General features: G+C 48.1%; 16 protein-coding genes, 2 tRNA genes and 3 rRNA genes. 6 read left to right on the top strand and 15 right to left on the bottom strand.

The genetic code is table 11. From position 1 onward, the window contains the following. Positions 1–4: 4 nt before the first annotated feature. The 9 genes from birA to tyrS all read right to left on the bottom strand — a co-directional run bounded on the left by birA (position 5) and on the right by tyrS (position 10,464). Positions 5–985: a bifunctional biotin--[acetyl-CoA-carboxylase] ligase/biotin operon repressor BirA gene (gene birA, locus AC4IFB_RS11645; RefSeq protein ID WP_490780247.1), complete on the bottom strand. Its 981-nt coding sequence runs from the start codon at positions 983–985 to the stop codon at positions 5–7. Next, positions 975–2,786: a M61 family metallopeptidase gene (locus AC4IFB_RS11640; protein ID WP_490780246.1), complete on the bottom strand. Its 1,812-nt coding sequence runs from the start codon at positions 2,784–2,786 to the stop codon at positions 975–977. Before AC4IFB_RS11640 ends, birA begins: the two co-directional genes overlap by 11 nt. A gap of 2 nt (positions 2,787–2,788) precedes the next feature. Then, a complete protein-coding gene (locus tag AC4IFB_RS11635; RefSeq protein WP_490780245.1) occupies positions 2,789–3,301 on the bottom strand; it encodes a hypothetical protein in 513 nt (170 codons plus the stop codon). Positions 3,302–3,527: 226 nt separating this feature from the next. Beyond that, a 5S ribosomal RNA gene (rrf, locus tag AC4IFB_RS11630) occupies positions 3,528–3,643 on the bottom strand. Positions 3,644–3,750: 107 nt separating this feature from the next. After that, a 23S ribosomal RNA gene (locus AC4IFB_RS11625) occupies positions 3,751–6,636 on the bottom strand. A 212-nt stretch (positions 6,637–6,848) separates the two neighbouring features. Beyond that, a tRNA-Ala gene (locus AC4IFB_RS11620) sits at positions 6,849–6,924 on the bottom strand. A 27-nt stretch (positions 6,925–6,951) separates the two neighbouring features. Further along, positions 6,952–7,028: transfer RNA gene (locus tag AC4IFB_RS11615), tRNA-Ile, on the bottom strand. 107 nt (positions 7,029–7,135) lie between these two features. Continuing rightward, positions 7,136–8,677, bottom strand: a 16S ribosomal RNA gene (locus AC4IFB_RS11610). Together the 16S, 23S and 5S rRNA genes with 2 tRNA genes alongside form the textbook arrangement of a ribosomal RNA operon. A gap of 587 nt (positions 8,678–9,264) precedes the next feature. After that, positions 9,265–10,464: a tyrosine--tRNA ligase gene (gene tyrS / locus AC4IFB_RS11605; protein ID WP_490780244.1), complete on the bottom strand. Its 1,200-nt coding sequence runs from the start codon at positions 10,462–10,464 to the stop codon at positions 9,265–9,267. A 164-nt stretch (positions 10,465–10,628) separates the two neighbouring features. Here tyrS and AC4IFB_RS11600 point away from each other — a divergent pair, with 164 nt between their 5' ends. Continuing rightward, entirely contained in the window at positions 10,629–12,098 is a 1,470-nt protein-coding gene (locus AC4IFB_RS11600; RefSeq protein ID WP_490777962.1) for an OapA family protein, read from the top strand. 117 nt (positions 12,099–12,215) lie between these two features. Here the strand turns inward: AC4IFB_RS11600 and AC4IFB_RS11595 are convergent, their stop codons facing one another. After that, entirely contained in the window at positions 12,216–13,907 is a 1,692-nt protein-coding gene (locus tag AC4IFB_RS11595; RefSeq protein ID WP_490780243.1) for a sensor domain-containing diguanylate cyclase, read from the bottom strand. Between the two features lie 340 nt (positions 13,908–14,247). Between AC4IFB_RS11595 and AC4IFB_RS11590 the strand changes: the two genes are divergently transcribed. From AC4IFB_RS11590 to AC4IFB_RS11575, 4 genes are all read left to right on the top strand, one after another. Beyond that, positions 14,248–14,880 carry a succinate dehydrogenase/fumarate reductase transmembrane subunit gene (locus AC4IFB_RS11590; RefSeq protein WP_490777959.1) on the top strand — a complete coding sequence of 211 codons (633 nt, stop codon included), beginning with the start codon at positions 14,248–14,250 and terminating at the stop codon, positions 14,878–14,880. After that, complete coding sequence (sdhA, locus tag AC4IFB_RS11585; protein WP_490780242.1) at positions 14,877–16,769, top strand: succinate dehydrogenase (quinone) flavoprotein subunit; 1,893 nt, start codon at positions 14,877–14,879, stop codon at positions 16,767–16,769. Before AC4IFB_RS11590 ends, sdhA begins: the two co-directional genes overlap by 4 nt. Positions 16,770–16,779: 10 nt before the next feature. Continuing rightward, positions 16,780–17,535: a succinate dehydrogenase iron-sulfur subunit gene (gene sdhB / locus AC4IFB_RS11580; protein ID WP_490780241.1), complete on the top strand. Its 756-nt coding sequence runs from the start codon at positions 16,780–16,782 to the stop codon at positions 17,533–17,535. Positions 17,536–17,759: 224 nt separating this feature from the next. Beyond that, complete coding sequence (locus AC4IFB_RS11575; protein WP_490777979.1) at positions 17,760–18,428, top strand: YiaD family glycine zipper/OmpA-like lipoprotein; 669 nt, start codon at positions 17,760–17,762, stop codon at positions 18,426–18,428. 97 nt (positions 18,429–18,525) lie between these two features. Here AC4IFB_RS11575 and erpA read toward each other — a convergent pair whose 3' ends face one another. The 4 genes from erpA to argC all read right to left on the bottom strand — a co-directional run bounded on the left by erpA (position 18,526) and on the right by argC (position 21,228). Continuing rightward, complete coding sequence (erpA, locus tag AC4IFB_RS11570; protein ID WP_490777956.1) at positions 18,526–18,876, bottom strand: iron-sulfur cluster insertion protein ErpA; 351 nt, start codon at positions 18,874–18,876, stop codon at positions 18,526–18,528. A 117-nt stretch (positions 18,877–18,993) separates the two neighbouring features. Continuing rightward, the gene (locus tag AC4IFB_RS11565; protein ID WP_490777955.1) at positions 18,994–19,449 is read right to left on the bottom strand and encodes a bactofilin family protein; all 456 of its coding nucleotides are present in this window, start codon (positions 19,447–19,449) and stop codon (positions 18,994–18,996) included. Positions 19,450–19,470: 21 nt separating this feature from the next. Continuing rightward, positions 19,471–20,193, bottom strand: coding sequence for a DUF6776 family protein (locus tag AC4IFB_RS11560; RefSeq protein ID WP_490777954.1), 723 nt, complete (start codon positions 20,191–20,193; stop codon positions 19,471–19,473). Between the two features lie 3 nt (positions 20,194–20,196). Next, positions 20,197–21,228 (bottom strand): N-acetyl-gamma-glutamyl-phosphate reductase, encoded by a 1,032-nt coding sequence (gene argC / locus AC4IFB_RS11555; protein ID WP_490780240.1) that lies wholly within the window; start codon positions 21,226–21,228, stop codon positions 20,197–20,199. 277 nt (positions 21,229–21,505) lie between these two features. Here argC and AC4IFB_RS11550 point away from each other — a divergent pair, with 277 nt between their 5' ends. Continuing rightward, the gene (locus AC4IFB_RS11550; protein WP_490777952.1) at positions 21,506–22,204 is read left to right on the top strand and encodes a DUF4126 domain-containing protein; all 699 of its coding nucleotides are present in this window, start codon (positions 21,506–21,508) and stop codon (positions 22,202–22,204) included. Positions 22,205–22,218: 14 nt separating this feature from the next. On the opposite strand, the gene AC4IFB_RS11545 is transcribed toward AC4IFB_RS11550, so the two are convergent. Continuing rightward, positions 22,219–23,412, bottom strand: a complete 1,194-nt coding sequence (locus tag AC4IFB_RS11545; RefSeq protein WP_490777951.1) for a protoporphyrinogen/coproporphyrinogen oxidase — start codon at positions 23,410–23,412, stop codon at positions 22,219–22,221. Positions 23,413–23,574: the final 162 nt, after the last annotated feature.

The following is a 23,574-nucleotide window of genomic DNA, read 5'->3' as shown; positions in this document are numbered from 1 at the left end:
AAACCTATCCGGCTCTCCTTAGACTGACTTCACCAGCATGAAAACAACGGGGCTCCCCCTCGATCCGAATAAGGATTCCTCCGGAGTCATCGATACCGAGGTGCTGACCATTTTGGGCACGATTGGCACTGCGGATTACCACCTCTTTCCCCATAAACAGATCACTGGCATGCCACTCATCTATAAAACTTCGCAACCCTTCAGCTCTATATTGTTCCGCAATGTCACTTAAGTGAATAGTCAAACTGGCAGCAAGTTCACTTCGGCTACAGGCTGCAATTTCAGGTATCTCTCGTAAATCACTCCAGGGCTGATCTATCTCTTCGCCCAGGCTACCCATGCCAACATTGAGACCGACACCCACAACCACCTGAGACGGACCACTGGTCTCACCTGACACCTCAAGCAGCAGTCCTGCCAACTTTTTTCCCTGCCAAAGAATATCATTGGGCCACTTAAGCCCTGCTTGATAACAATTCAGTTGACGTAACAGTCGTAAAACACCTATTGCCGATGCCAGACTTAGTCCTGCTACTTGCGTCGGAGCAAGGTCAAAACGAAACAGCATGGAAAAATAGAGGTTTCTGCCAAAAGGCGATACCCATTGGCGGCCATGCCGACCTCTACCGCCATTTTGTTGCTCAGCCAAACAGACAGACCCTGACTCAATCCCCAAAGCAGCCTGTTGCATAAGCCAGCTGTTGGTGGAGTCGATTGTAGTGTGAATATTCAGTGAAGGTAGAGTGCCTGGATTTGATTGTTGTAATCGTTCAATTATCTTTTCACGATCCAGTAAATCAAGGGACTCACTGAGCCGGTAACCCTTACCTTTAACAGCATCGATCCCAAGAAGATAGCGGTCCTTCACGAGTTGTAGTTTTTTCCAAACTGCAGCACGGCTAACACCAAGCTTACCCCCCAGTTCTTCACCAGAGTGGAAGCGCCCATCCGCCATGATTTTAACCAAGTCAAAATTATCTGACATTACCCATCAACCATGCTGTCAGTCGATTTGCCGCCTCTGTATCTTCCTCATCGGTCAGTTTAAAATAACAGGTATCTTGCGGCGCTTCTGTTGGCTGCAGATGGATAGACATCAACATGTCACGTCGAAACAGATGAAGTTCAATAGTGCAACCCAGGTCAGTGTCGGCTATATATCTTTCAAGTTGCTTGGCATTTACCCTAAGTCCATCTACTGCGATAATCTCATCGCCAGCTGATAACCCACTATTTTGTGCTGCGCCTCCATCAAATACCTGCTCTACACGAATTACCCCATTTTTATCTGTCCATTTCGCTCCAATCGCAAGAGTGACACCAGGATCAGCTTCGGATGTACGAACTATGCCACCTTTATCCTCCTGCGACTTTGCCGGCATCAGTTTCAACTCTACACCAAACAACTCGAGACACTCTCTAAGGGGTAACTCAGCTGTTGAACGAAGTCCTAAATCAAAAAGTGGCTTGAGATCCAACGATGTTATCTCGGTAGCGACCTCTTCAAAACCATTTTCAGGTACACCTTTACCGGTTTTTCCATAGCGTAACCACATCTCACGCATTACCTGATCAAGTGATGAGGCACCGTTACTCTGCAAACGAATCGTCAGATCAAGTATCAAAGCAAATAGAGCACCTTTTGCATAGTAGCTGACAATTGCGTTGGGGGCGTTCTCATCCTGTTTATAAAACTTGGTCCAAACATCGAAACTGGATTCTTCGAGTGTCTGCTTAAACCGCCCACTACCACGCATTACCCGAGTCACCGTCTCAGCTAAAATTATGAAGTATTCGTCCCGTTCAATGACGCCACTACGGAGCAAAATCAACTCGTCATAGTAAGAGGTAATACCCTCGAAAACCCATAATTGGCGCGTGTAAACTTCGTGAAGTGTGCTCTGCTCAGTAAATACCTTTGGCGTAATGCGTTTTACATTCCAAAGATGGAAATATTCATGACTGCATAGGGCCAACAACCTTCTATATCCTGCAGAATTCTCCTTAATTCGTTTTGGAGGTATTTCATCACGGGGAAATATCAAACTGGTAGAACTTTTATGTTCAAGTCCGCCATACCCGTTATCGACCAGACGTAATAAAAAGAGGTAATTTGTGGTTGGAAGTTCTCCGAATAGCTCAACCTGTTTTTTACAAATTAAACGTAAATCGTTACAAATCTTCTCATGATCAAACCTTTTAGTACCACTTACAACAAATCGATGTTTGCAATCAGCTGCCTCAAATTCACTCTCGGAAAAGTGACCAATCTCTGCCGGACAATCGATTAGTTCTTCATAGTCTGTAGCTATGTATGTCCCAAAACCCGATTCGTTACAGCTTTCAGGGCTTAACGGGTAAGCGACATTCCAGCCCAGTAGTTGTTGATCTTCTGGCGCTACTATTTCCAGCGAGCATCGGCTTTGCTCTTGCCCACTTACCCCTAAAAAAACTGCTGGACCATTAAAATAAGCGTGATTGATATCAAAGTGAGCTGATCTCACTGACAGTTCCCATGCGTAGATAAGATATCGAATTGTTAACGCACCCTCTACAGGCTCAATTTGCCAAGTCTGTTTATCAAGTTTTTTCAACTCAACATGCGCTTTATTGCATGACGCTTGAATAGATGTGATATGTCTGGCGTAATCCCTTATCAAATAACTTCCGCGAATCCATGCAGGAAGGTAGACGACCTGACCAGAAGGATCCGGGTTATTTATGGTGATTTCGACTTCGAAAGTATGTGACTGTGGAGATTTCAGTCGGATTTTGTAGTAAATCATTCTCAATTCCAGTCTTGGACAGCCATACGACCTTGTTCATTGACAGGACGAGCAATAAGTCCAGAGTGCGTTGCACTAACCCGAAAGCGAGCGCCTTTCTTTATTGGCATGTAGACCGAACTGCCATACATCACATCTAAAATTCCAAACCGATCTATCAGGTATGATAACAGACCATCCAATTGAACGATTTCTGATGAAAGATGGTATGTCTGTTGATCTTTTTGGCTATTCCGATACAACTTTCCACTTAGTGTCTCTAATCTCACAATGGGCTCTTTACCAAGCACAGTAAACCAGGGTTTCCATTTTATAAATCTGGCGTCAAGTCGCCACTCATCCGCTGATATAAGATAGTTTGTTTCTCTACCATCAATAGTCAGATTTACACTGGCTCCCTGATCTGTAATCTCAGAAACCATCACCTCTACCAACTCAACTTCTTTAGTTAACTGAATATAAGTTTGAAGATTTAATAGAAGCAAAAAAATTATTGTTGCTGAAAAAACAAGCATGGATCCGAATACACCACTAACACCTCCCCTCATTAGACGCCTTTGTATAATAATTTGGCGCACAGAGAGTATAAGTAACGACGATCCGATAATCAGTAGAACAAGGGCTATGAGCATTTGATGATATTAGGGCCTGTTAAGACTAATGAATCTGTTGGCTAGGATTTTACGCTTTATAGCAAAAAAAAACCCCGTATCGTTTCCGATACGGGGTTTTTACATAAAAACCTGGCAGTGACCTACTTTAACATGGGGAAACCCCACACTATCATCGGCGCTATGTCGTTTCACTTCCGAGTTCGAGATGGGATCGGGTGGTACCAACATGCTATGGCCGCCAGGCAAACTGTTGGAGTCGCCCCAGCTGGGACGACTCGCATTCGGTTAGATCGCTTAAGTTTATTGAGTATGCGTTTGCTCGAACCAAACCCAAAACGTTTGGGTGTTATATGGTCAAGTCTCACGGGCAATTAGTACTGGTTAGCTTCATACATTGCTGTACTTCCACACCCAGCCTATCAACGTTGTAGTCTTCAACGGCCCTTCAGTGTCTTCAAGAGACAAGTGAGATCTAATCTTGGGAGGGGCTTCCCGCTTAGATGCTTTCAGCGGTTATCCTGTCCGTATTTAGCTACCCGGCAATGCCACTGGCGTGACAACCGGAACACCAGAGATACGTCCACTCCGGTCCTCTCGTACTAGGAGCAGCTTCCCTCAAATCTCAAACGCCCACGGCAGATAGGGACCGAACTGTCTCACGACGTTCTAAACCCAGCTCGCGTACCACTTTAAATGGCGAACAGCCATACCCTTGGGACCGACTTCAGCCCCAGGATGTGATGAGCCGACATCGAGGTGCCAAACACCGCCGTCGATATGAACTCTTGGGCGGTATCAGCCTGTTATCCCCGGAGTACCTTTTATCCGTTGAGCGATGGCCCTTCCATACAGAACCACCGGATCACTAAGACCTACTTTCGTACCTGCTCGACTTGTCTGTCTCGCAGTCAAGCACCCTTATGCCTTTGCACTCGTTGCGCGATGTCCGACCGCGCTGAGGGTACCTTCGTGCTCCTCCGTTACTCTTTGGGAGGAGACCGCCCCAGTCAAACTACCCACCATACACTGTCCCTAACCCGGATAACGGGTCGAGGTTAGAACTCCAAATATGTCAGGGTGGTATTTCAAGGTTGGCTCCACGAAGACTGGCGTCTTCGCTTCAAAGCCTCCCACCTATCCTACACAAACATATTCAAAGTCCAGTGCAAAGCTGTAGTAAAGGTTCACGGGGTCTTTCCGTCTAGCCGCGGGTACACTGCATCTTAACAGCGATTTCAATTTCACTGAGTCTCTGGTGGAGACAGCGTGGCCATCGTTACGCCATTCGTGCAGGTCGGAACTTACCCGACAAGGAATTTCGCTACCTTAGGACCGTTATAGTTACGGCCGCCGTTTACCGGGGCTTCGATCAAGAGCTTCGTCCGAGGACTAACCCCATCAATTAACCTTCCGGCACCGGGCAGGCGTCACACCCTATACTTCCTCTTTCGAGTTTGCAGAGTGCTATGTTTTTAATAAACAGTCGCAGCCACCTGGTCACTGCAACCCTCTTCTGCTCCGAGAGCAAGTCTCTTCACATACCAAGGGCGTACCTTCTCCCGAAGTTACGGTACTATTTTGCCTAGTTCCTTCACCAGAGTTCTCTCAAGCGCCTTGGGATTCTCACCCTACCCACCTGTGTCGGTTTGGAGTACGGTTACTTATTATCTGAAGCTTAGAGGTTTTTCCTGGAAGTATGGCATCAATCACTTCGTCTCACATGGAGACTCGTCATCACGTCTCAGAATTGCCAGTCCGGATTTACCTAAACTGACTCCCTACACGCTTAAACCGGGTAAACCAACACCCGGATGACCTAGCCTTCTCCGTCACCCCATCGCAATAATAAGTAGTTCCGGAATATTAACCGGATTCCCATCGACTACGCATTTCTGCCTCGCCTTAGGGGCCGACTAACCCTGCTCCGATTAGCGTTGAGCAGGAAACCTTGGGTTTTCGGCGAGGGGGCCTCTCACCCCCTTTATCGTTACTCATGTCAGCATTCGCACTTCTGATACCTCCAGCATGCTTTACAACACACCTTCGCAGGCTTACAGAACGCTCCTCTACCATGCGTGTAAACACGCATCCGCAGCTTCGGTACATGGCTTAAGCCCCGTTAAATCTTCCGCGCAGGCCGACTCGACTAGTGAGCTATTACGCTTTCTTTAAAGGATGGCTGCTTCTAAGCCAACCTCCTAGCTGTCTATGCCTTCCCACATCGTTTCCCACTGAGCCATGATTTAGGGACCTTAGCTGGCGGTCTGGGTTGTTTCCCTTTCCACGACGGACGTTAGCACCCGCCGTGTGTCTCCCGCGATTGCACTTCCAAGTATTCGGAGTTTGCATCGGTTTGGTAAGCCGGGATGGCCCCCTAGCCGAAACAGTGCTCTACCCCCTGGAGTGAGACGCGAGGCGCTACCTAAATAGCTTTCGAGGAGAACCAGCTATCTCCGGGCTTGATTAGCCTTTCACTCCTATCCACAGCTCATCCCCTCATTTTTCAACATAAGTGGGTTCGGGCCTCCAGCGCGTGTTACCGCACCTTCACCCTGGCCATGGATAGATCGCCCGGTTTCGGGTCTACTCCCAGCGACTGAACGCCCTATTAAGACTCGGTTTCCCTACGCCTCCCCTATTCGGTTAAGCTTGCCACTGAGAAGTAAGTCGCTGACCCATTATACAAAAGGTACGCAGTCACCCCCGAAGGGGCTCCCACTGCTTGTACGCATACGGTTTCAGGTTCTATTTCACTCCCCTCTACGGGGTTCTTTTCGCCTTTCCCTCACGGTACTGGTTCACTATCGGTCGGTAGAGAGTATTTAGCCTTGGAGGATGGTCCCCCCATCTTCAGTCAGAATATCACGTGTTCCGACCTACTTAATACGTCAATCATTCATTTCGTGTACGGGGCTATCACCCTGTATCGCTGGACTTTCCAGACCATTCCACTACGAATTTCTTGCTCGGCTGGTCCCCGTTCGCTCGCCGCTACTGAGGGAATCTCAATTGATTTCTTTTCCTCCGGGTACTTAGATGTTTCAGTTCCCCGGGTTAGCCTCTTACACCTATGAATTCAGTGCAAGATACCTGCCTTATGACAGGTGGGTTTTCCCATTCGGAAATCTCCGGATCAAAGCCTGTTTGCTGGCTCCCCGAAGCTTATCGCAAGCTACAACGTCCTTCATCGCCTTCTACCGCCTAGGCATCCACCGTATGCGCTTAATCACTTGACCATATAACCCCAAAAATTCTGGAGTTTGGTCGCTCGTACAAATGCAACATACCCAAGTAACTAAGTTTGAGAACTTAGTACTTATATAGATATTTTGGATGTCTCACGACATCCGCCTATCTGCGATCTAACCTAATTTTTAAAGAGCAGTACTTCGAAAATACGAAGTGGCTAGCGTTTAATTCGCTAGACACTTAACACTTCCTGTCTATTTGGTGGAGCCAGGGAGGATCGAACTCCCGACCTCCTGCGTGCAAGGCAGGCGCTCTCCCAGCTGAGCTATGGCCCCTGAAGAGTCATCGTTTTCTGAACAAATTGGTGGGTCTGGGAGGATTTGAACCTCCGACCTCACCCTTATCAGGGGTGCGCTCTAACCAACTGAGCTACAGACCCAAGTACTCAGTGCAGTACAGCTGCTTAGCTGTTCAACAGGTCTGTATCTGCTTCAACATCGGTTAGGTAACTTGTGTGGATGCTCCGAAGATCCGGGTAACATCTTTAAAGGAGGTGATCCAGCCGCAGGTTCCCCTACGGCTACCTTGTTACGACTTCACCCCAGTCATGAATCACAAAGTGGTAAGCGCCCTCCCGAAGGTTAAGCTACCTACTTCTTTTGCAACCCACTCCCATGGTGTGACGGGCGGTGTGTACAAGGCCCGGGAACGTATTCACCGCGACATTCTGATTCGCGATTACTAGCGATTCCGACTTCATGGAGTCGAGTTGCAGACTCCAATCCGGACTACGACCGGTTTTCTGAGATTAGCTCCCCCTCGCGGGTTTGCGGCCCTCTGTACCGGCCATTGTAGCACGTGTGTAGCCCAGCCCATAAGGGCCATGATGACTTGACGTCATCCCCACCTTCCTCCGGTTTGTCACCGGCAGTCTCCCTAGAGTTCCCACCATTATGTGCTGGCAACTAGGGACAGGGGTTGCGCTCGTTACGGGACTTAACCCAACATCTCACGACACGAGCTGACGACAGCCATGCAGCACCTGTCACTGGATTCCCGAAGGCACCAAACTATCTCTAGTAAGTTTCCAGGATGTCAAGGGCTGGTAAGGTTCTTCGCGTTGCATCGAATTAAACCACATGCTCCACCGCTTGTGCGGGCCCCCGTCAATTCCTTTGAGTTTTAACCTTGCGGCCGTACTCCCCAGGCGGTCAACTTATCGCGTTAGCTTCGCCACTAAACCCTTAAATGGATCCAACGGCTAGTTGACATCGTTTACGGCGTGGACTACCAGGGTATCTAATCCTGTTTGCTACCCACGCTTTCGCACCTCAGTGTCAGTATTGGTCCAGGAAGTCGCCTTCGCCACTGATGTTCCTCCGGATATCTACGCATTTCACCGCTACACCCGGAATTCCACTTCCCTCTACCATACTCTAGTCTAACAGTTTCAAATGCAGTTCCCAGGTTGAGCCCGGGGCTTTCACATCTGACTTATTAAACCACCTACGCGCGCTTTACGCCCAGTAATTCCGATTAACGCTTGCACCCTCCGTATTACCGCGGCTGCTGGCACGGAGTTAGCCGGTGCTTCTTCTAAAGTTAACGTCAAGACCCAGAGTTATTAACTCTAGGCTTTTCTTCACAATTGAAAGTGCTTTACAACCCGCAGGCCTTCTTCACACACGCGGTATTGCTGGATCAGGGTTGCCCCCATTGTCCAATATTCCCCACTGCTGCCTCCCGTAGGAGTCTGGGCCGTGTCTCAGTCCCAGTGTGGCTGATCGTCCTCTCAGACCAGCTATGGATCGTCGCCTTGGTAGGCCATTACCCCACCAACAAGCTAATCCAACGCAGGCTCATCTAATAGCGCGAGGTCCGAAGATCCCCCGCTTTCCCCCGTAGGGCGTATGCGGTATTAGCTCGAGTTTCCCCGAGTTGTCCCCCACTACTAGGCAGATTCCTACGCGTTACTCACCCGTCCGCCACTCGTCAGCCAAGAGCAAGCTCTTGCTGTTACCGTTCGACTTGCATGTGTTAAGCATACCGCCAGCGTTCAATCTGAGCCAGGATCAAACTCTTCAGTTTAAGTTTGATAGCTGCTTATGGCAGCCAATCCTTTTGACTCGAGATTCTCGAAATAGAATTAACTATTTTTTGAATGCTCTCTGTCGATCTTTTGGTTACCCAAAATCAACGGAGCACCCACACAAATTACCTAACCTAATTGTTAAAGAGCTTCTCAAAACTTTTGCTTGAGAAAGACCGCCTATTTTACAGTGCCGGTAGCTTGTGTCAAGAAGTTTCTCAACCTTTTTCAAGCTGGCGGGTCATCCCGGCCTGTTCGAGAGCGCGTATTCTACAGCCCACCAAGTCATTGTCAACAACTATTTGAACTATTTATTACAACGCTCTTTCTTTCGTTTTACCGTCTCCGGTTCGACCGAAAGAGGAGGCGAATTATACGTCGATCATTCCTGCCGTCAACAAAAATTTGGAAAGAATTTTTATCGACTAATTTCGCCTCATCAACACCTTGATTCGTGCTGCTTTCAGGCAGCGGTCAACTCAAGGAGACGCGCATTATAAGCGTCAAATCTCTCAGGTCAAGAACAATTTCAAACTAAATTAAAGATCGACAAAATCACTATATATAAGTATTGATCACTAAGGGATCAGCTCACAGTGATACGCGCAAAGCGTCGCTTACCTACCTGGTAAACAGCAGTCGAACCCACTTTGACAGTTATCGATTGATCTTCCAGCTTTTCACCATCGATACGTACTGCGCCTTGCTTGATCATTCGATTGGCCTCAGAGGTACTTTTCACCAGCCCCCCATCTTTCAGAAGATTTGCTATTGGATAGCCATCCCCTTCAGGCTTAAGATCATGCTCTGGCATTTCATCGGGCATCTGGCCCTTCTGAAATCTGGCCACAAAGGCCTGGTGTGCTTTCTCCGCCATCTCCTTGGAATGAAATCGCTCTACCAACTCCTCGGCAAGGCGCACCTTCACATCCCGGGGATTACCTCCCTTAGAGACCTCGTCCTTCCAACTCTCAATCTCACTCATTGGCCTGAAACTGAGTAGCTCATAGTAGCGCCACATAAGGTCATCGGAGATTGACATTACTTTGCCAAACATCTCCTCCGGTGGATCAGTGATACCAATATAGTTGTTAAGCGACTTGGACATCTTTTGCACACCATCCAAACCCTCAAGAATAGGCAATGTGATAACCACTTGTGGCTCCTGAGCGTAGGATTCCTGGAGCTGGCGACCCACTAGCAGATTGAATTTCTGATCTGTCCCCCCCAGCTCAACATCAGCCTTGAGTGCAACGGAGTCGTACCCCTGCACCAATGGATAGAGAAATTCATGGATAGCGATTGGCTGACCACTGGTATAGCGCTTATTGAAGTCATCCCGCTCCAACATCCTGGCCACGGTATGTTTTGCCGCCAACTGAATTAAATCAACAGCTGACATCTCCCCCATCCAGGATGAGTTAAAGAGCACAGTAGTCTTGCTGGGATCAAGAATTTTGAATATTTGGTGCTCATAGGTCTTGGCATTGTCCAAGACTTCATCTCGTGTTAGCGGTGGCCGGGTGGCACTTTTCCCTGTTGGATCTCCGATCATGCCGGTAAAATCCCCAATCAGAAAGATCACTTCGTGACCCAACTCCTGGAATTGCCTGAGTTTATTTATCAGAACAGTGTGGCCGATATGTAAATCAGGGGCAGTTGGGTCAAATCCTGCTTTTATTTTGAGTGGTTTGCCACGCTCGAGCTTCTTGACCAGCAGCTCCTCAGGCAAAACCTCTTCCGTACCTCGTTTAATTAGATCTAGGGAACCTATGACATCGATCATTTATCAAATCTCAAAAATTAAGACAATGGTTGCACACTCTACTAGAAGCATCTGATAAAATTAACCATTAAGCGTTATGATTCTTTGTTCTATCATTAAGACTTATAACCGAGTTCTAATATTGAGGTACCTTACTGCACTATTGAATCGTGCAGCAATTCATCATGCAAGATTTTAAATCGTATACATTAGAGAGAAGACCCGCCAGAGGCCAGCTTGTAAAGCGCCTGGTTTTCGCTTTGATTTTCCTGGTTATTCTTGCATTGGGTTTCCTGTTTCTGATCTCTAATCCGGGAGATGCCCCCAAATCAGAAACGCGCCAGAATTCTGAATCAGAGAGCCAACCTGAGCAAAATAGAAAGCTGATTCTTCCTCTGACCCTCCCAGGACAACCCGACGACAGTAGCCAGCAGCCCCCCGAAAACCAGAGTCCGGCAGGATTCATCAAAGAGGCGGTAGCCGCAGATCAGCCAAATACCCCCATAGAGCCAGAAGTCGTCCCGACTGAACCAATAAAAAAAGAGACCCACGAAATCTCTTACAAGATTCGCAGTGGTGACTCAATGGCCTCTATATTTAAGAAACATGATCTCAGCGCCAATCTGTTACACAGGATTGTTCACTCCAGTAAGACCGCGAAGCAGCTAACAGCTATTAAGCCGGGAGAGATGCTCTATCTTGAGTTCGATTCAGAACAGCAACTGGTGGCTCTACGCTTGGCACACAGCAAGATCGACAGTATTGAAATCGCGGTGACAGATGATGGCTTCGATGCCACGGAAATGAGTAGAGCGGTTGATACACGCAATGCACACTTGAGTGGTGTAATAGAAAACTCACTCTATCTATCAGCAAAAAAAGCGGGCCTGCCTGAGAAATTGATCATGCAACTTGCAGATATCTTTGGTTGGGATATCGACTTTGCGCTAGAGATTCGATCTGGAGATCGCTTTACCGTAATTTTTGAAGAGGACTATCTGGACGGCGAAAAATTGCGGGATGGCCCAATTCTGGCCGCCGAATTTATAAACCAGGGCCGTACCTACCAAGCATTACGCTATGTCGATGACACTGGACGCGCTGACTACTATACCCCTGAGGGTAGAAGTATGCGTAAAGCCTTTTTGCGTGCCCCTGTAGATTTCAGACGCATTTCTTCAAAATTCACCAGGGAGCGCTGGCATCCTGTACTTGGTAAAAAACGGCCTCACCGCGGTGTGGATTACGCAGCGAGAACCGGCACACCCATCAGATCCTCGGGTGATGGGAAAATCATCTTTCGTGGCAAAAAGGGTGGATATGGCAACACATTGATTATCCAGCATGGTCAAACCTACACCACACTCTATGCTCACCTCTCGCGCTATAACAAGAAAGCAAAGAAAGGTAGACGGGTTAAGCAGGGGCAGGTCATCGGCTATGTAGGTAAAACAGGAATGGCTACAGGCCCCCATTTGCACTATGAGTTCAGAGTCAATGGCGTTCATCGCAACCCTTTGACTGTGAAATTGCCAGCGGCGCAACCAATTGCAAAAAAATATCGCGATGACTTCCAGATCAAGGTTCGACCTTTGATCTCAACATTGGAGACTATCAGTCGCACACTTGTAGCTGATGCTAAAACCCAGCTTTAGAGCTGACCCTTACCTGGATCAAGCCTTGGTTGCATTAATGTTGTAGCCGTTGAATTTGTTTTAATTAACACTAGTGCATGGCAAGAGTGAGGTCGATATACCTGAGAAGCTTGCCAATCAATTGATGGCGTTTGTCGCTTTAGAGTTTGATGCTTCGTAGATGACTGTTCTATTTCGCCCCTGCTGTTTGGCCATATAGAGGGCGCAGTCTGCCGCCTCCAACAAACATTTCGACGAAGACTCCAGACATTGACTCAAGGATGCCAAGCCAATGCTTATGGTAATGGAGACACCATCAATAACGACCTGACTTACAGCTTTGCGGATATCTTCCGCTGTCTTCATTCCACCCTCTACACCTGTACCAGTCAAAATCACTGAGAACTCTTCACCACCATAACGACAGGCATAATCTGAATCCCTTAGCCGTTTCATCAAAAGGTGACCGAAAGTCTTTAACATCCTGTCACCCATACCGTGACCATAGGTATCATTCAGTCGCTTGAAATGATCCATATCCAACATCAGCAGGGTCAGGGATTTGTTTCGCTCTTTTGCCTCAGAAACTGACTGGGCAAGCACATCAGTGAGTGAACGCCGATTCAATAGCCCCGTCAGCTCATCCTTATAGGAGATGGCCTCCAGGTATGCTTCACGGTTTTTTTGTGCAGTCACATCGCGAATCAACGCAGCCTTACCGAGCATCTCACCCTGCTGGGTATGTATACAGGCAGCCATTACACTCAGATAGCGCTCGCCTAACAGAGCAGTCTCAGCATAGTTCGAATCGGGATGCTCCAGCAGTCTCTTCATGATTTCCGGATCGTTGACCAGATTCTCAAATTCCTGGCTGACAATTTCTGATCTTTCCTTTCCTATCAACTGTTCAGCTGAAGGATTTACTAAAACTATATCTCCTTCATTATCTGTAACAACAATACCTTCACCCGCATTAAGAATAATGGTGGTTAGCTTATCCTGCTCTAACTCCATACCTGTATAGGTTTCAAGCAATTTTTTAGTCATTCTGTTGAATGAACGAGCCATGTGACCTAACTCATCCTCACTCAACTCAGGTACCTGTTGATTCAGTTTCCCCTGCTCTACCCGATGCATTGCAGTAGTCACCCGTCTTATTGGTGACATAACCACATTGTTCAACAGCACATAAGTGATCGACAAAAACAGAACCAACACCACAAAAAGCACCAATGTGGCCCAATTTCGACTCTCCGAAATCGCCTGATCAATATTCCGCATTGAGGTTGTAAGTTGAGCAAAGCCAATGATCCCATTTGCACTACCATGGCATCGATGGCAAACAGACGTACCGAGAATGGGTGTCAAAACCTTATATTGTTGCTTAGCATCATCGATAATCCGGTATATTTCACCGCTGCTCCTTGCGCTAACCAAGGCTGGATCATCGTTTCCATACAAACGATTAATCTCTGTCTCTTCACGTTCAATAAATAGCGTTTCGCCATTTAATTTATTGACCTTGCGTATGGTGTCATTGTCGAGAAATGCCTCAACACCATTCAAACGCACAAAGCGGAAATCTTCTAACTCGAGTTCACTCTTGATCTCTTCTGCATAGCGCTGGGCAATATTCGCTTTGCCCGTTTCCATAATTACTCTGAGCCCCGCCACAACCGTTGAGACCATGCGATCAGTGACCAGCTTTTGCTCTTTGATGATAATTGCACGTTGGCTTTGGGTGTAGAATAGAATCAATCCCACCATGGATACCATGGCAGTTATACCGACCACCATCAAGATCTTCGCGCCGATACTGTTTTTTATCATGTCCTGTTGAAACCCGTGACCTGATCACTTCATCAATTTTGTTTTATAAATACCCTCTTATCCATAAGAGTGGTATATACCAGACTCTCTTTTTCAACTAGTTTGTTTAAACAACATTGTCAAAGTGTGAGACTGGCAATGCTCAACCTGTGGGAAATTCCAATAGTCCACTCAGGAATCAGAGTGGAGCCAATCCATGCAAAATAAGGAATATCCTTCATATCATCGACCATTTACAACTTGCCTTTAGTAATCTGATGTTTCACTGCCCTGGATCAGGGAAGTAGTTGATACTAATAAAGTAATATATAAGCAATCAAAGATCTCGGGTTCCAGGTCCATGCACACCTCTATCCAAGACACTCATTTCCTATTGCGTCGGCTCCATTCTCTGCTGGGCCTCCTGCCCATTGGTGGTTTTTTACTCTTTCATCTTTGGGAAAACTCCCAATCTCGGTTTGGCCCCGAGCACTATAATGAGCAGGTTGTTGGCTGGCTTCAAAGTCTCAACTATCTAACCCTTCTAGAGATATTCATGATCGCACTGCCGCTGTTGCTGCATGCAGGCTACGGTTTGGTGATACTGAAGAGTGGAAATAGCAATTTATCCACCTTCCCTTGGGCGGGAAACATCCGTTACAGTCTGCAGCGATTTTCCGGCATCGCAATTCTGCTGTTTTTGCTGATGCATATTGGCTGGACTCGTTTATGGGGAATATGGGAACCTGACATCAAAGCTGACCTTTTCACTCACATGCAGCAATTACTCTCTCATCCAGTCATATTTCTTCTCTATTTTTTCGGGCTACTGCTTTCCATTTTTCATCTATGTAACGGTCTATGGAGTATGGCCATCAGCTGGGGTATTACAACCACTCCTCAGGCTCAGCGGATCTGGCTCTACGTCTGTAGCATACTGTCGCTGTTGCTGTTTGCTCTTGGTCTACATGGCATGCTGGGCTTTTTGCTATGAAGAATCGACCCCGTAAAGTAATTGTCGTTGGTGGTGGTCTCGGTGGACTATGGGCAGCACTGCGAGTCGCTGAGGCCGGCTTTCAAGTCGAAATATTCTCCCTGTTCGAAGTAAAAAGATCCCACTCAGTCTGCGCACAAGGTGGTATTAACGCCTGTTTTGACACCAAAGGGGAGCATGATTCTGTTTGGCAGCATATCGTTGACACGATAAAAGGCGGATCATACCTGGCCAACCAGCCTCCGGTTAAATCGATGTGCGAAGAGGCACCAGGCTTGATCCAAACCTTCGAACGTATGGGAGTTACTTTTTCCCGAACAGCTGAAGGAATTCTCGATCTTCGCCTGTTTGGCGGGGTCAAACATCGACGAACTGTATTTGCCGGTGCAAGCACTGGACAACAACTACTGTATGGCGTTGATCAGGAGGTTCGTCGGCAGGAGTCGCTGGGAAGAATACAAAAATTTGAGTGGTGGGAATTTCTCTCCCTTGCGCTGAATAGTGATGGCGCCAGCCAGGGAGTCATCGCCATGAACCTGAGAACCATGGAGATCAAACCCTTCCCCGCTGACGCTGTGATTCTTGCCACTGGCGGTATGGGACAAGTCTATGGCCATCGCTCCACCAACTCCACCAACTCCACTGGCGCTGCCGCCTCCAGGGTCTATCAACAGGGTGCATGGCTAGCCAACACTGAGTTCTTTCAATTTCATCCAACAGCCATGTTGGGAAAAGACAAGACACGCCTGATGAGTGAAGCTGCCCGGGGTGAGGGGGGTCGCATTTGGGTTCCCAAAGATGCTGCTGATCGACGTGACGCCAAGCAGATTCCAGAAGGGGATCGATTCTATTTTCTGGAGGAGTGGTATCCAAGCTATGGCAATACTGTGCCTCGCGATCTCGCCTCAAGAGCGATCTGGGAAGTGGTTCATAAAATGGGAATGGGGGTTGCTGGGGAACACAAAGTCTACCTTGACCTGACCCATCTCAACCCCGGATTTATCGAGCAGCGACTACATGCGATTCTGGACATATATCGTAAGTTCCACGGTTCCGATCCAGTACATGAACCTATGGAGATCTACCCTTCAGCACACTATGCCATGGGGGGACTTTGGGTCGATTTTGAGAAGGATGATTCCACTGGAGGTATCAAGTCCGGCAGCCCACGAAATCATGCTACCAATATCAAAGGCCTCTATGCCTGTGGCGAATGCGACTATGGCTACCATGGTGCAAACCGGTTAGGTGCCAACTCCCTGCTCTCTGCCTCATATAGCGGCCGGGTTGCCGGGGAGTCTGTCGCCAGCTACCTTAAAAGTCTGCAGCAGGGTCACCATGACGACAACCACGAGATATTTACCTCAGAGGTCATGCGCCAGAAGGATATCAACACAAAACTCATTAACAACCAGGGAGAGGAGAACCCCTACCAACTGCTGCATGAACTGGGTGAACTGATGTCGAGTCATGTGGGTGTGGTGCGGGACAATACCCGTTTACAGCAAGCAATAGAGCGACTGAAAGCGTTGCAGGAACGCAGCCAAAGGGTCAATTTGAAGGAGACAAACAACTGGAGTAATCAAGGCCTGGCGTATGCACGTCAGGTTCAAGAGATGGTACTCCTGGGCGAAACTATCGCGACCAGCGCGCTATTCAGAAATGAGTGTCGAGGCGCCCATTTCAAGCCAGAGTTTGAATTAAAGATACCAGAGAATAGTTACCCCGGAGACCCGGCATACGAAAACTACCGTAGCAAGTGGAAAGAGCAGAATGAAAGCTGGCTTAAAACCACGCTTGCTAAACATACAGCTGACGGTCCAAGCATTGAGTATGCAGCGGTAGACCTTAGTGTATTAGCACCAGAGGAGCCACGAGACTATCGTTGAGGATCTGGCTATGGCAGAGAGAATCGAATTTCATATAAGAAGACAGGATACCCCTTACAGTCCCCCCTATTGGCAGCGTTTCGCAATTCCTTATCGAGAGGGCCACAATGTAGTTTCTGCGTTGATGGTGATTCGAGAAAACCCCATCACCAACGACGGTCAAAGGGTAGATCCTGTAGCCTGGGAGTTTAACTGTATGGAGGAGGTCTGCGGTGCCTGTACGATGCTCATCAATGATCGCCCCAGACAGGCCTGCTCAACTTTAATCTCATCCTTGGAACAACCCATAAAACTCGAACCAATGAGTAAATTTCCTGTTATCAGGGATTTGATGGTAGATCGTTCCCGTCTCTTCTCAGACTTGAAAAAGGTTCATGCCTGGATCGAGATCGATGGCGCTTGGGATATTCACCAGGGTGCGCCACGAATATCCCCAGAGGCATGGCAAGACAACTATCTATACAGTCGTTGCATGAGTTGCGGCAGCTGCCTGGAAGCCTGCCCTCAATATGGACATGAGCTGGCTTTTGTCGGTCCGGCGATACTGGCCGCCGTTCGACTGATGAACAACCACCCAACAGGGAAATATCATAAGCAGAAGCGCCTGCATGCCATTATGGGCGAAGGTGGTCTGAGTGACTGTGGCAATGCACAGAACTGTGTTCAAGTCTGCCCAAAGAAGATACCTCTGACCACGGCCATCGGTGAACTCGGACGACAAACATCACTGCAGATGCTCAGAGACCTGTTTGGGGCCAGCGAATGAACCTCGACACACATCCTATTGTCTGAAGAGTTCAACTTCTCCAATAGATTGAAATATTGTTAGTGCTTCTAAACTAAAGGAAGGCTAATTCATCGCCTAGCTCGTAACAATATGTCACAGTAAGTCGACACGTTAGTGTTTATGATGATATATCCGGATTGGCCAAATACTTTCCCTCTCCATATACACCCAACCCTTACATAACCGAAGGAGAATCAATGATTATGAAAAGTACTCTCTGCTGCATGATTGTGGCACTCATAACGCTACAGGCCTGTACCACAGTCGATCCCTATTCACGGGAAGAGAAGACTTCCAAATCAACTACCGGGGCTGTAATTGGAGCTGTAGCCGGTGCTGTGATTGGTATAGCCAGCTCAAAGGATAAAAAGAAACGAAAGGAACGCGCACTTAAGGGTGCTGGTATCGGCGCAATTGCCGGTGGCGGTGTGGGCTATTACATGGATGTACAGGAAGCCAAACTGCGTCAGCGCCTGGAGAATACTGGAGTCAGTGTTACTCGTAATGGCGACAACATCATTCTTAACCTGCCTGGCAATATTACCTTCGAGGTGAATAAAACAGATGTAAAACCCGATTTTGTGGAAATTCTCGGTTCTGTTGCTTTGGTACTCAACGAGTACAAGTCAACCATGATCGAAGTCGCCGGCCACACCGACAGCACAGGATCAGAATCCTACAACCAGCTACTCTCACAACAACGAGCCCAGTCGGTTTCCGATGTTCTTAACCGCAACGGAGTGACAGGTGTTCGAATCGATACTGTTGGCTATGGTGAAAGTCGTCCGGTCGCATCGAATAACAGCCCGGCAGGACGTCAACAAAACCGCAGGGTTGAGTTGACTCTGCTACCTTACATTGAGAATAAATAGGTGTCATTGAGTAGATCCTGACAACCTTCAGCAGGAAATTTCTGAACAGACAAAAGAGGCGCCTAAGCGCCTCTTTTGCTATGTACAGAGGGTGAAATCAAACTGAAAATGAGGAACCGCAACCACAGGTTGTGGTTGCATTGGGATTGCGAATAACGAACTGAGCACCCTGCAGTCCCTCGCTGTAGTCAACTTCAGCACCCATCAGGTATTGCATGCTCATCGGATCCACCAGCAGTGTGACACCACTGGTAACCACTTTGGTGTCACCCTCGGTCTCATTTTCGTCAAATGTGAATCCATACTGAAACCCGGAACATCCACCACCTTGGATGTAGACCCGTAGCATCAGCTCCGGATTACCCTCTTCCTCTATCAGGGATGCCACTTTAGTGGCCGCTGCTTCTGTGAAAAGGATCGAATCGTTGGTTGTTTCTAAGCCGCTCATGGTTAAATCCTGCTCAATTCAGCCTGTTTAGTACAGGCTGAGGGTCGTTTCGTTACCTCAGAGTATGCAATTACCGAGGAAAACAGTCAAGTATTATACAAACCCCAATCTAGAGGGTTATTCCTCAGTGGTGTCAGATGCTACGGTTTTGCTAACCGGTTCACTCTGTTCCTCTTTCCCATCATAGGCCAGTTGCAGCGGATCCTGATCGGCCGCATGAATCAATTTCCCATTCACCTCAGCCCCCATTGCCATCTCCAGCATGGCATAGGTCAATGTCCCTGTAATCCTTGCCTGGGGGGCCAATTCAACCCGGTTTCCAGCGAATACATCACCGACCACTGTTCCATTCAACATCACATTGCCTACCCTGACATTACCATCGATTGTACCCAGTTCACTGAGTGTCAGTGTTGCTGATGGGTCTTCCTGATCGGAGATGACGTTACCTTTTATGGTGCCATCAATATGCAGACCATTTTTAAAGGTAATATCTCCCCTGATTTCGGTTCCCGAGCCAATCACCGTTGTGATTCTGGGGGTACGCAATTTTTTCTTACTGTTACCAAACATGGTTCATTTCCTATATAGACCTCAGGAAACCGGCGACCATTCGAAAGTCTCATCAACAGGGGCAAGCTTTTTACCTGTTGGTTTCACTTCAATCAAAATTTTGGCCGGTTGAAAATCAGTGGGTATATGCAGCATACCTTCTACGTTCTGATAATATCTGAAACGCATCTTGTGGCTGTCAAGCTTCTCATCATGAAGCTGTTCCAGGTTCATCACCGTGGCTTGACCTCCTTTCAAACCGGAAATGCTCATTTCGATCTTACCTTTAACCACCGAGCCGCTGTTGATTACCTGGCTAACCGTGTATTTGTAGATATATTGATGCGCTTCAAGTCCTGCTTCCAACTTGAAATTCTGTACCCGTAATACCTGTTTCTTGGACGAAGTGGAGACAATACCTCTAAGAAAAGCCAGCTCCTCTTCCATCTTTAGGCGCTCACTCTGCATTGACTTGATCTTGTCTCGAATCGACAGCAGGGCCTCTCTATCGACCTCTGCCGCCTGTTTAACCATAGCCAACTCCCTTTTGAGATCATTTCGCTCCTGCTTGAGGATCTCCATCCGATCCTTTCCGCCAGATTGCAAACGGGCCAATCCATCGGCGATACCGCTCCCTCCCTGCTGATAGGCAAGCCAGGCCACCCCGCCCAGTATCAACATCACTAAACCCAGACGTAACCATACCGGCGTCCCCTGATGGGCCGCAACGATCTTTGGTACACGATATTTTTTATCAATACTCATGGATCATGGCATCAATGCAACTTGTTCCAGTCCGCAATCTTCATCAAGTCCGAACATCAGGTTCATATTCTGCACTGCCTGTCCTGCAGCCCCTTTGACCAGGTTATCAATTACAGAACTGATTACGACCACATCGCCATCCATAGGGCGGTGCACAGCAATACGGCAGTGGTTCGAACCACGCACACTGCGTGTCTCTGGATGTGAACCTGGCTGTAGAACATCGACGAAAGGCTCGTTCGCATAGCGTTGTTCATAAAGGAGTTGCAGATCCAGCTCTTTCTCACCAAGGCGAGCATATAGGGTTGCCTCTATTCCCCGCACCATTGGAACCAGGTGGGGCACGAAGGTTAACTGAACACCATCCCCAGCGACCAGGCTTAGAGTCTGGCTGATCTCAGGCTGGTGGCGGTGACCAGGAATACCATACGCCTTGAAGCTCTCACCGACCTCGCCCATCAATGTACCGACATTTGCCGTACGACCTGCGCCACTCACCCCCGATTTTGCATCAGCAATCAGCTGTTTAACATCGACCAAGCCAGCTTCCACCAGCGGTAAAAATCCAAGTAATACGGCTGTAGGATAGCAGCCCGGATTGGCAACCAGACTGGCATTTTTGATCGCCTCGCGATGCAGCTCAGGTAGCCCATATACCGCTTCAGACAGGCGTTCAGGGCAGGCATGAGACATGCCATACCAATGCTCCCAGGTAGCCTGATCCCTAATTCTGAAGTCGGCGGCCAGGTCGATGACCCGAATGCCTTTCTCCAGCAGTTCCGGCACCTGCTTCATAGCCACCCCATTAGGGGTTGCGAAAAAAACCAGATCACAACCATCGAAATGGGCAGGCTCGGGTTCTACATAGGCCAAATCAGTATGACCACGCAGGTTGGGAAAAAGATCTGCAACTGGTCGTCCAGCTTCCGAACGGGAAGTAATGACACTCAACTCAGATTCCGGATGTCTGCTCAGTATTCTGAGCAACTCGACACCGGTATAGCCTGTACCACCAATTATACCTACTTTAATCATACCTTTACCTACCAGCCAGAATGAGCCAGCTAAGCCAAATAAAAAAGAGAAATCGCAGATAGCTGGAGGAATTAACACGGCCTTTCGAGTTCAAATACCAGCTTCTCTGTGGAGACAATCATAAGCTTTGATTAATCAAAGAAAAAGCAAAGCAGGGTAAAATCCTAAACATTTGTGAACTTGAGGTGAAATAGGGGTACAAAAACCACCAGGGAGTGGAATTTCAATCCAATAGGTATCACATTAACAGTAGAGACATCTAGCGAGACAATTGACTATGGAAACCATCGACACTCTGGCACTTACCCTTGGGGCCAGCTGGGCAGCCGGCATAAATCTCTATGCGACCATTCTTGTGCTGGGCTACCTGAACCTCACAGGGCACGTTGTATTACCACCAGGCCTGGATGCACTAAGTGATCCGCTCGTCCTGGGTGTGGCAGGTATGATGTATTTTATCGAATTCTTCGCAGATAAAACGCCAGGTGTAGATAGCGGCTGGGATGCCATACATACATTCATCCGCATCCCGGCAGGTGCGCTACTAGCTGCAGGCGCAGCCAGTGGTATCGATGTTAGCCAATCAGCAGAACTCGCTGCAGCATTGATGGGTGGCACACTGGCGGCGGGCAGCCATTTCACCAAAGCAGGGTCCAGACTGCTTATTAATACCTCTCCAGAACCAGTCTCCAACTGGACTGCATCAATCGCCGAGGATCTTGCTGTGATTGGTGCTCTTTGGGCTGCACTCAACTATCCGCTAGCATTTCTGGTGATGTTAGTCCTGTTCATTGCTCTAATGATTTGGGTGATGCCGAAGATTTGGCGCGCATTGAAAGCTCTGACTCAGAGAATCACTGCTTTTTTTAAAGGCACAAATCGAGAGGATGACATCAACCTGGCAGAGGGTCGCTCTGAAACCCTGAAATCACTTTTCCACGCTGCAAGCAGTGCAGACAATACAACACACAAGTAGAGCGTGATTTCAATCTATACAAAGAGTCTCTGGCACTCTTCAAAGGATCGAATAAGAGTATCTTCTATCGATACACCGGAAAACCAGTTGCCGGTTAATCCCAGGGATTGCCCTTTCAATTGCTGGTCGATCACTTCAACCCGCTGATGGTGGCCCAAGCGCAGTGCGGGCAGACGATTACGGTAGCTTGCACTGCCAACAATCGCCTCTTCATCCACACCAAGCACCTTGGCAATGCGTCTATCTCGGCCCACCTCATCCAAAAGGTCAGGCTTGAAATGAAAAGTAAAGGCGCGATAGGTTTCATCGGGCACAGGGTCCCGCGAAACCACTGAGTAAAAATCGTCATCCTGAGCGATAATGCCCGCAAGTGGGGGAAACTTGATACGATCAGCACGAACCAAAACTGCCTGGCTATCGATTTCACTCATTTCAATCTCTGCCAGATGACAGGCTAACTCTGGCATCAAACCTGCCATCAGAGTAGCTGCGATATCTGGCGCCACGGCTAAAGCCAGACGATCAGCCTGAACCGGCTCTCCGCCCTCTATTTCAACCAGATATCGATCACTGATGCGCTCAATCCGGATTACCCGGCTTTTAGTGCGGATATCGAGTCCTTCTGCAATGCCGTCAGTAAAGGATTGCAGACCTGAAGCGCCAGTAAAGCTACGTATCACCTCTTTACGTCTTGGTTTTTTGCGAAATAGCGCATCTGCCGGAAAACTACCGGATGGCTGACATACCACAGCATCCAGGGCCGGCCTGAGGACTTGTCGAAAATTTCGAGTACCGATAATACGACCGAAATACTCCTCGACCGAATGCCCCTCCTTTTCAGTCGTCCATAGTCGAGGCAATACGCCAAGTAACTCCCACATACTCAGTTGCGAGGGTATTGATTGAAGTTTGTTCCCAATCAGCATCTTATAGCGCAGCTTTAGTTTTGGAACCAGGCTGTCGAGCTGACCAGTCTCTTCAAGTAGCTCCAAAAGATTTCCGTAGCTGTTGTAACAGGTATGGCTTCCAAGTTCAGCCCAGATCTCTCCATGGTCTGTCTGGAATAGATGGGAGTTAATAGCCCCCCCGATATGGTCGCTGGCCTCGATGATGACTGGCTTGAAGCCATAACGTCTTGCCATCTGCGCCAAACCCAGACCACTAATACCGGCCCCTATTACCAAGAGATCAACTGCTCCAGGTTTCATCACTCCACCTTAATCCAGCTATGCCACCTGGTTTTTAACTATCCAGACAGACAAATATTTTGATAACCAATTGTATTTAGTAACCATTTATAAACAATCACATAAATACTCTAAAGCATACCAGCCATGCTGAATCAGGGATAAAAAAACCGTGCGAGGACT

Source organism: Candidatus Thiodiazotropha sp. AKIB8, assembly GCF_058244675.1.
Note: the sequence above shows the minus strand (reverse complement) of the source record. Positions and strands in the feature narration are given on the sequence as shown.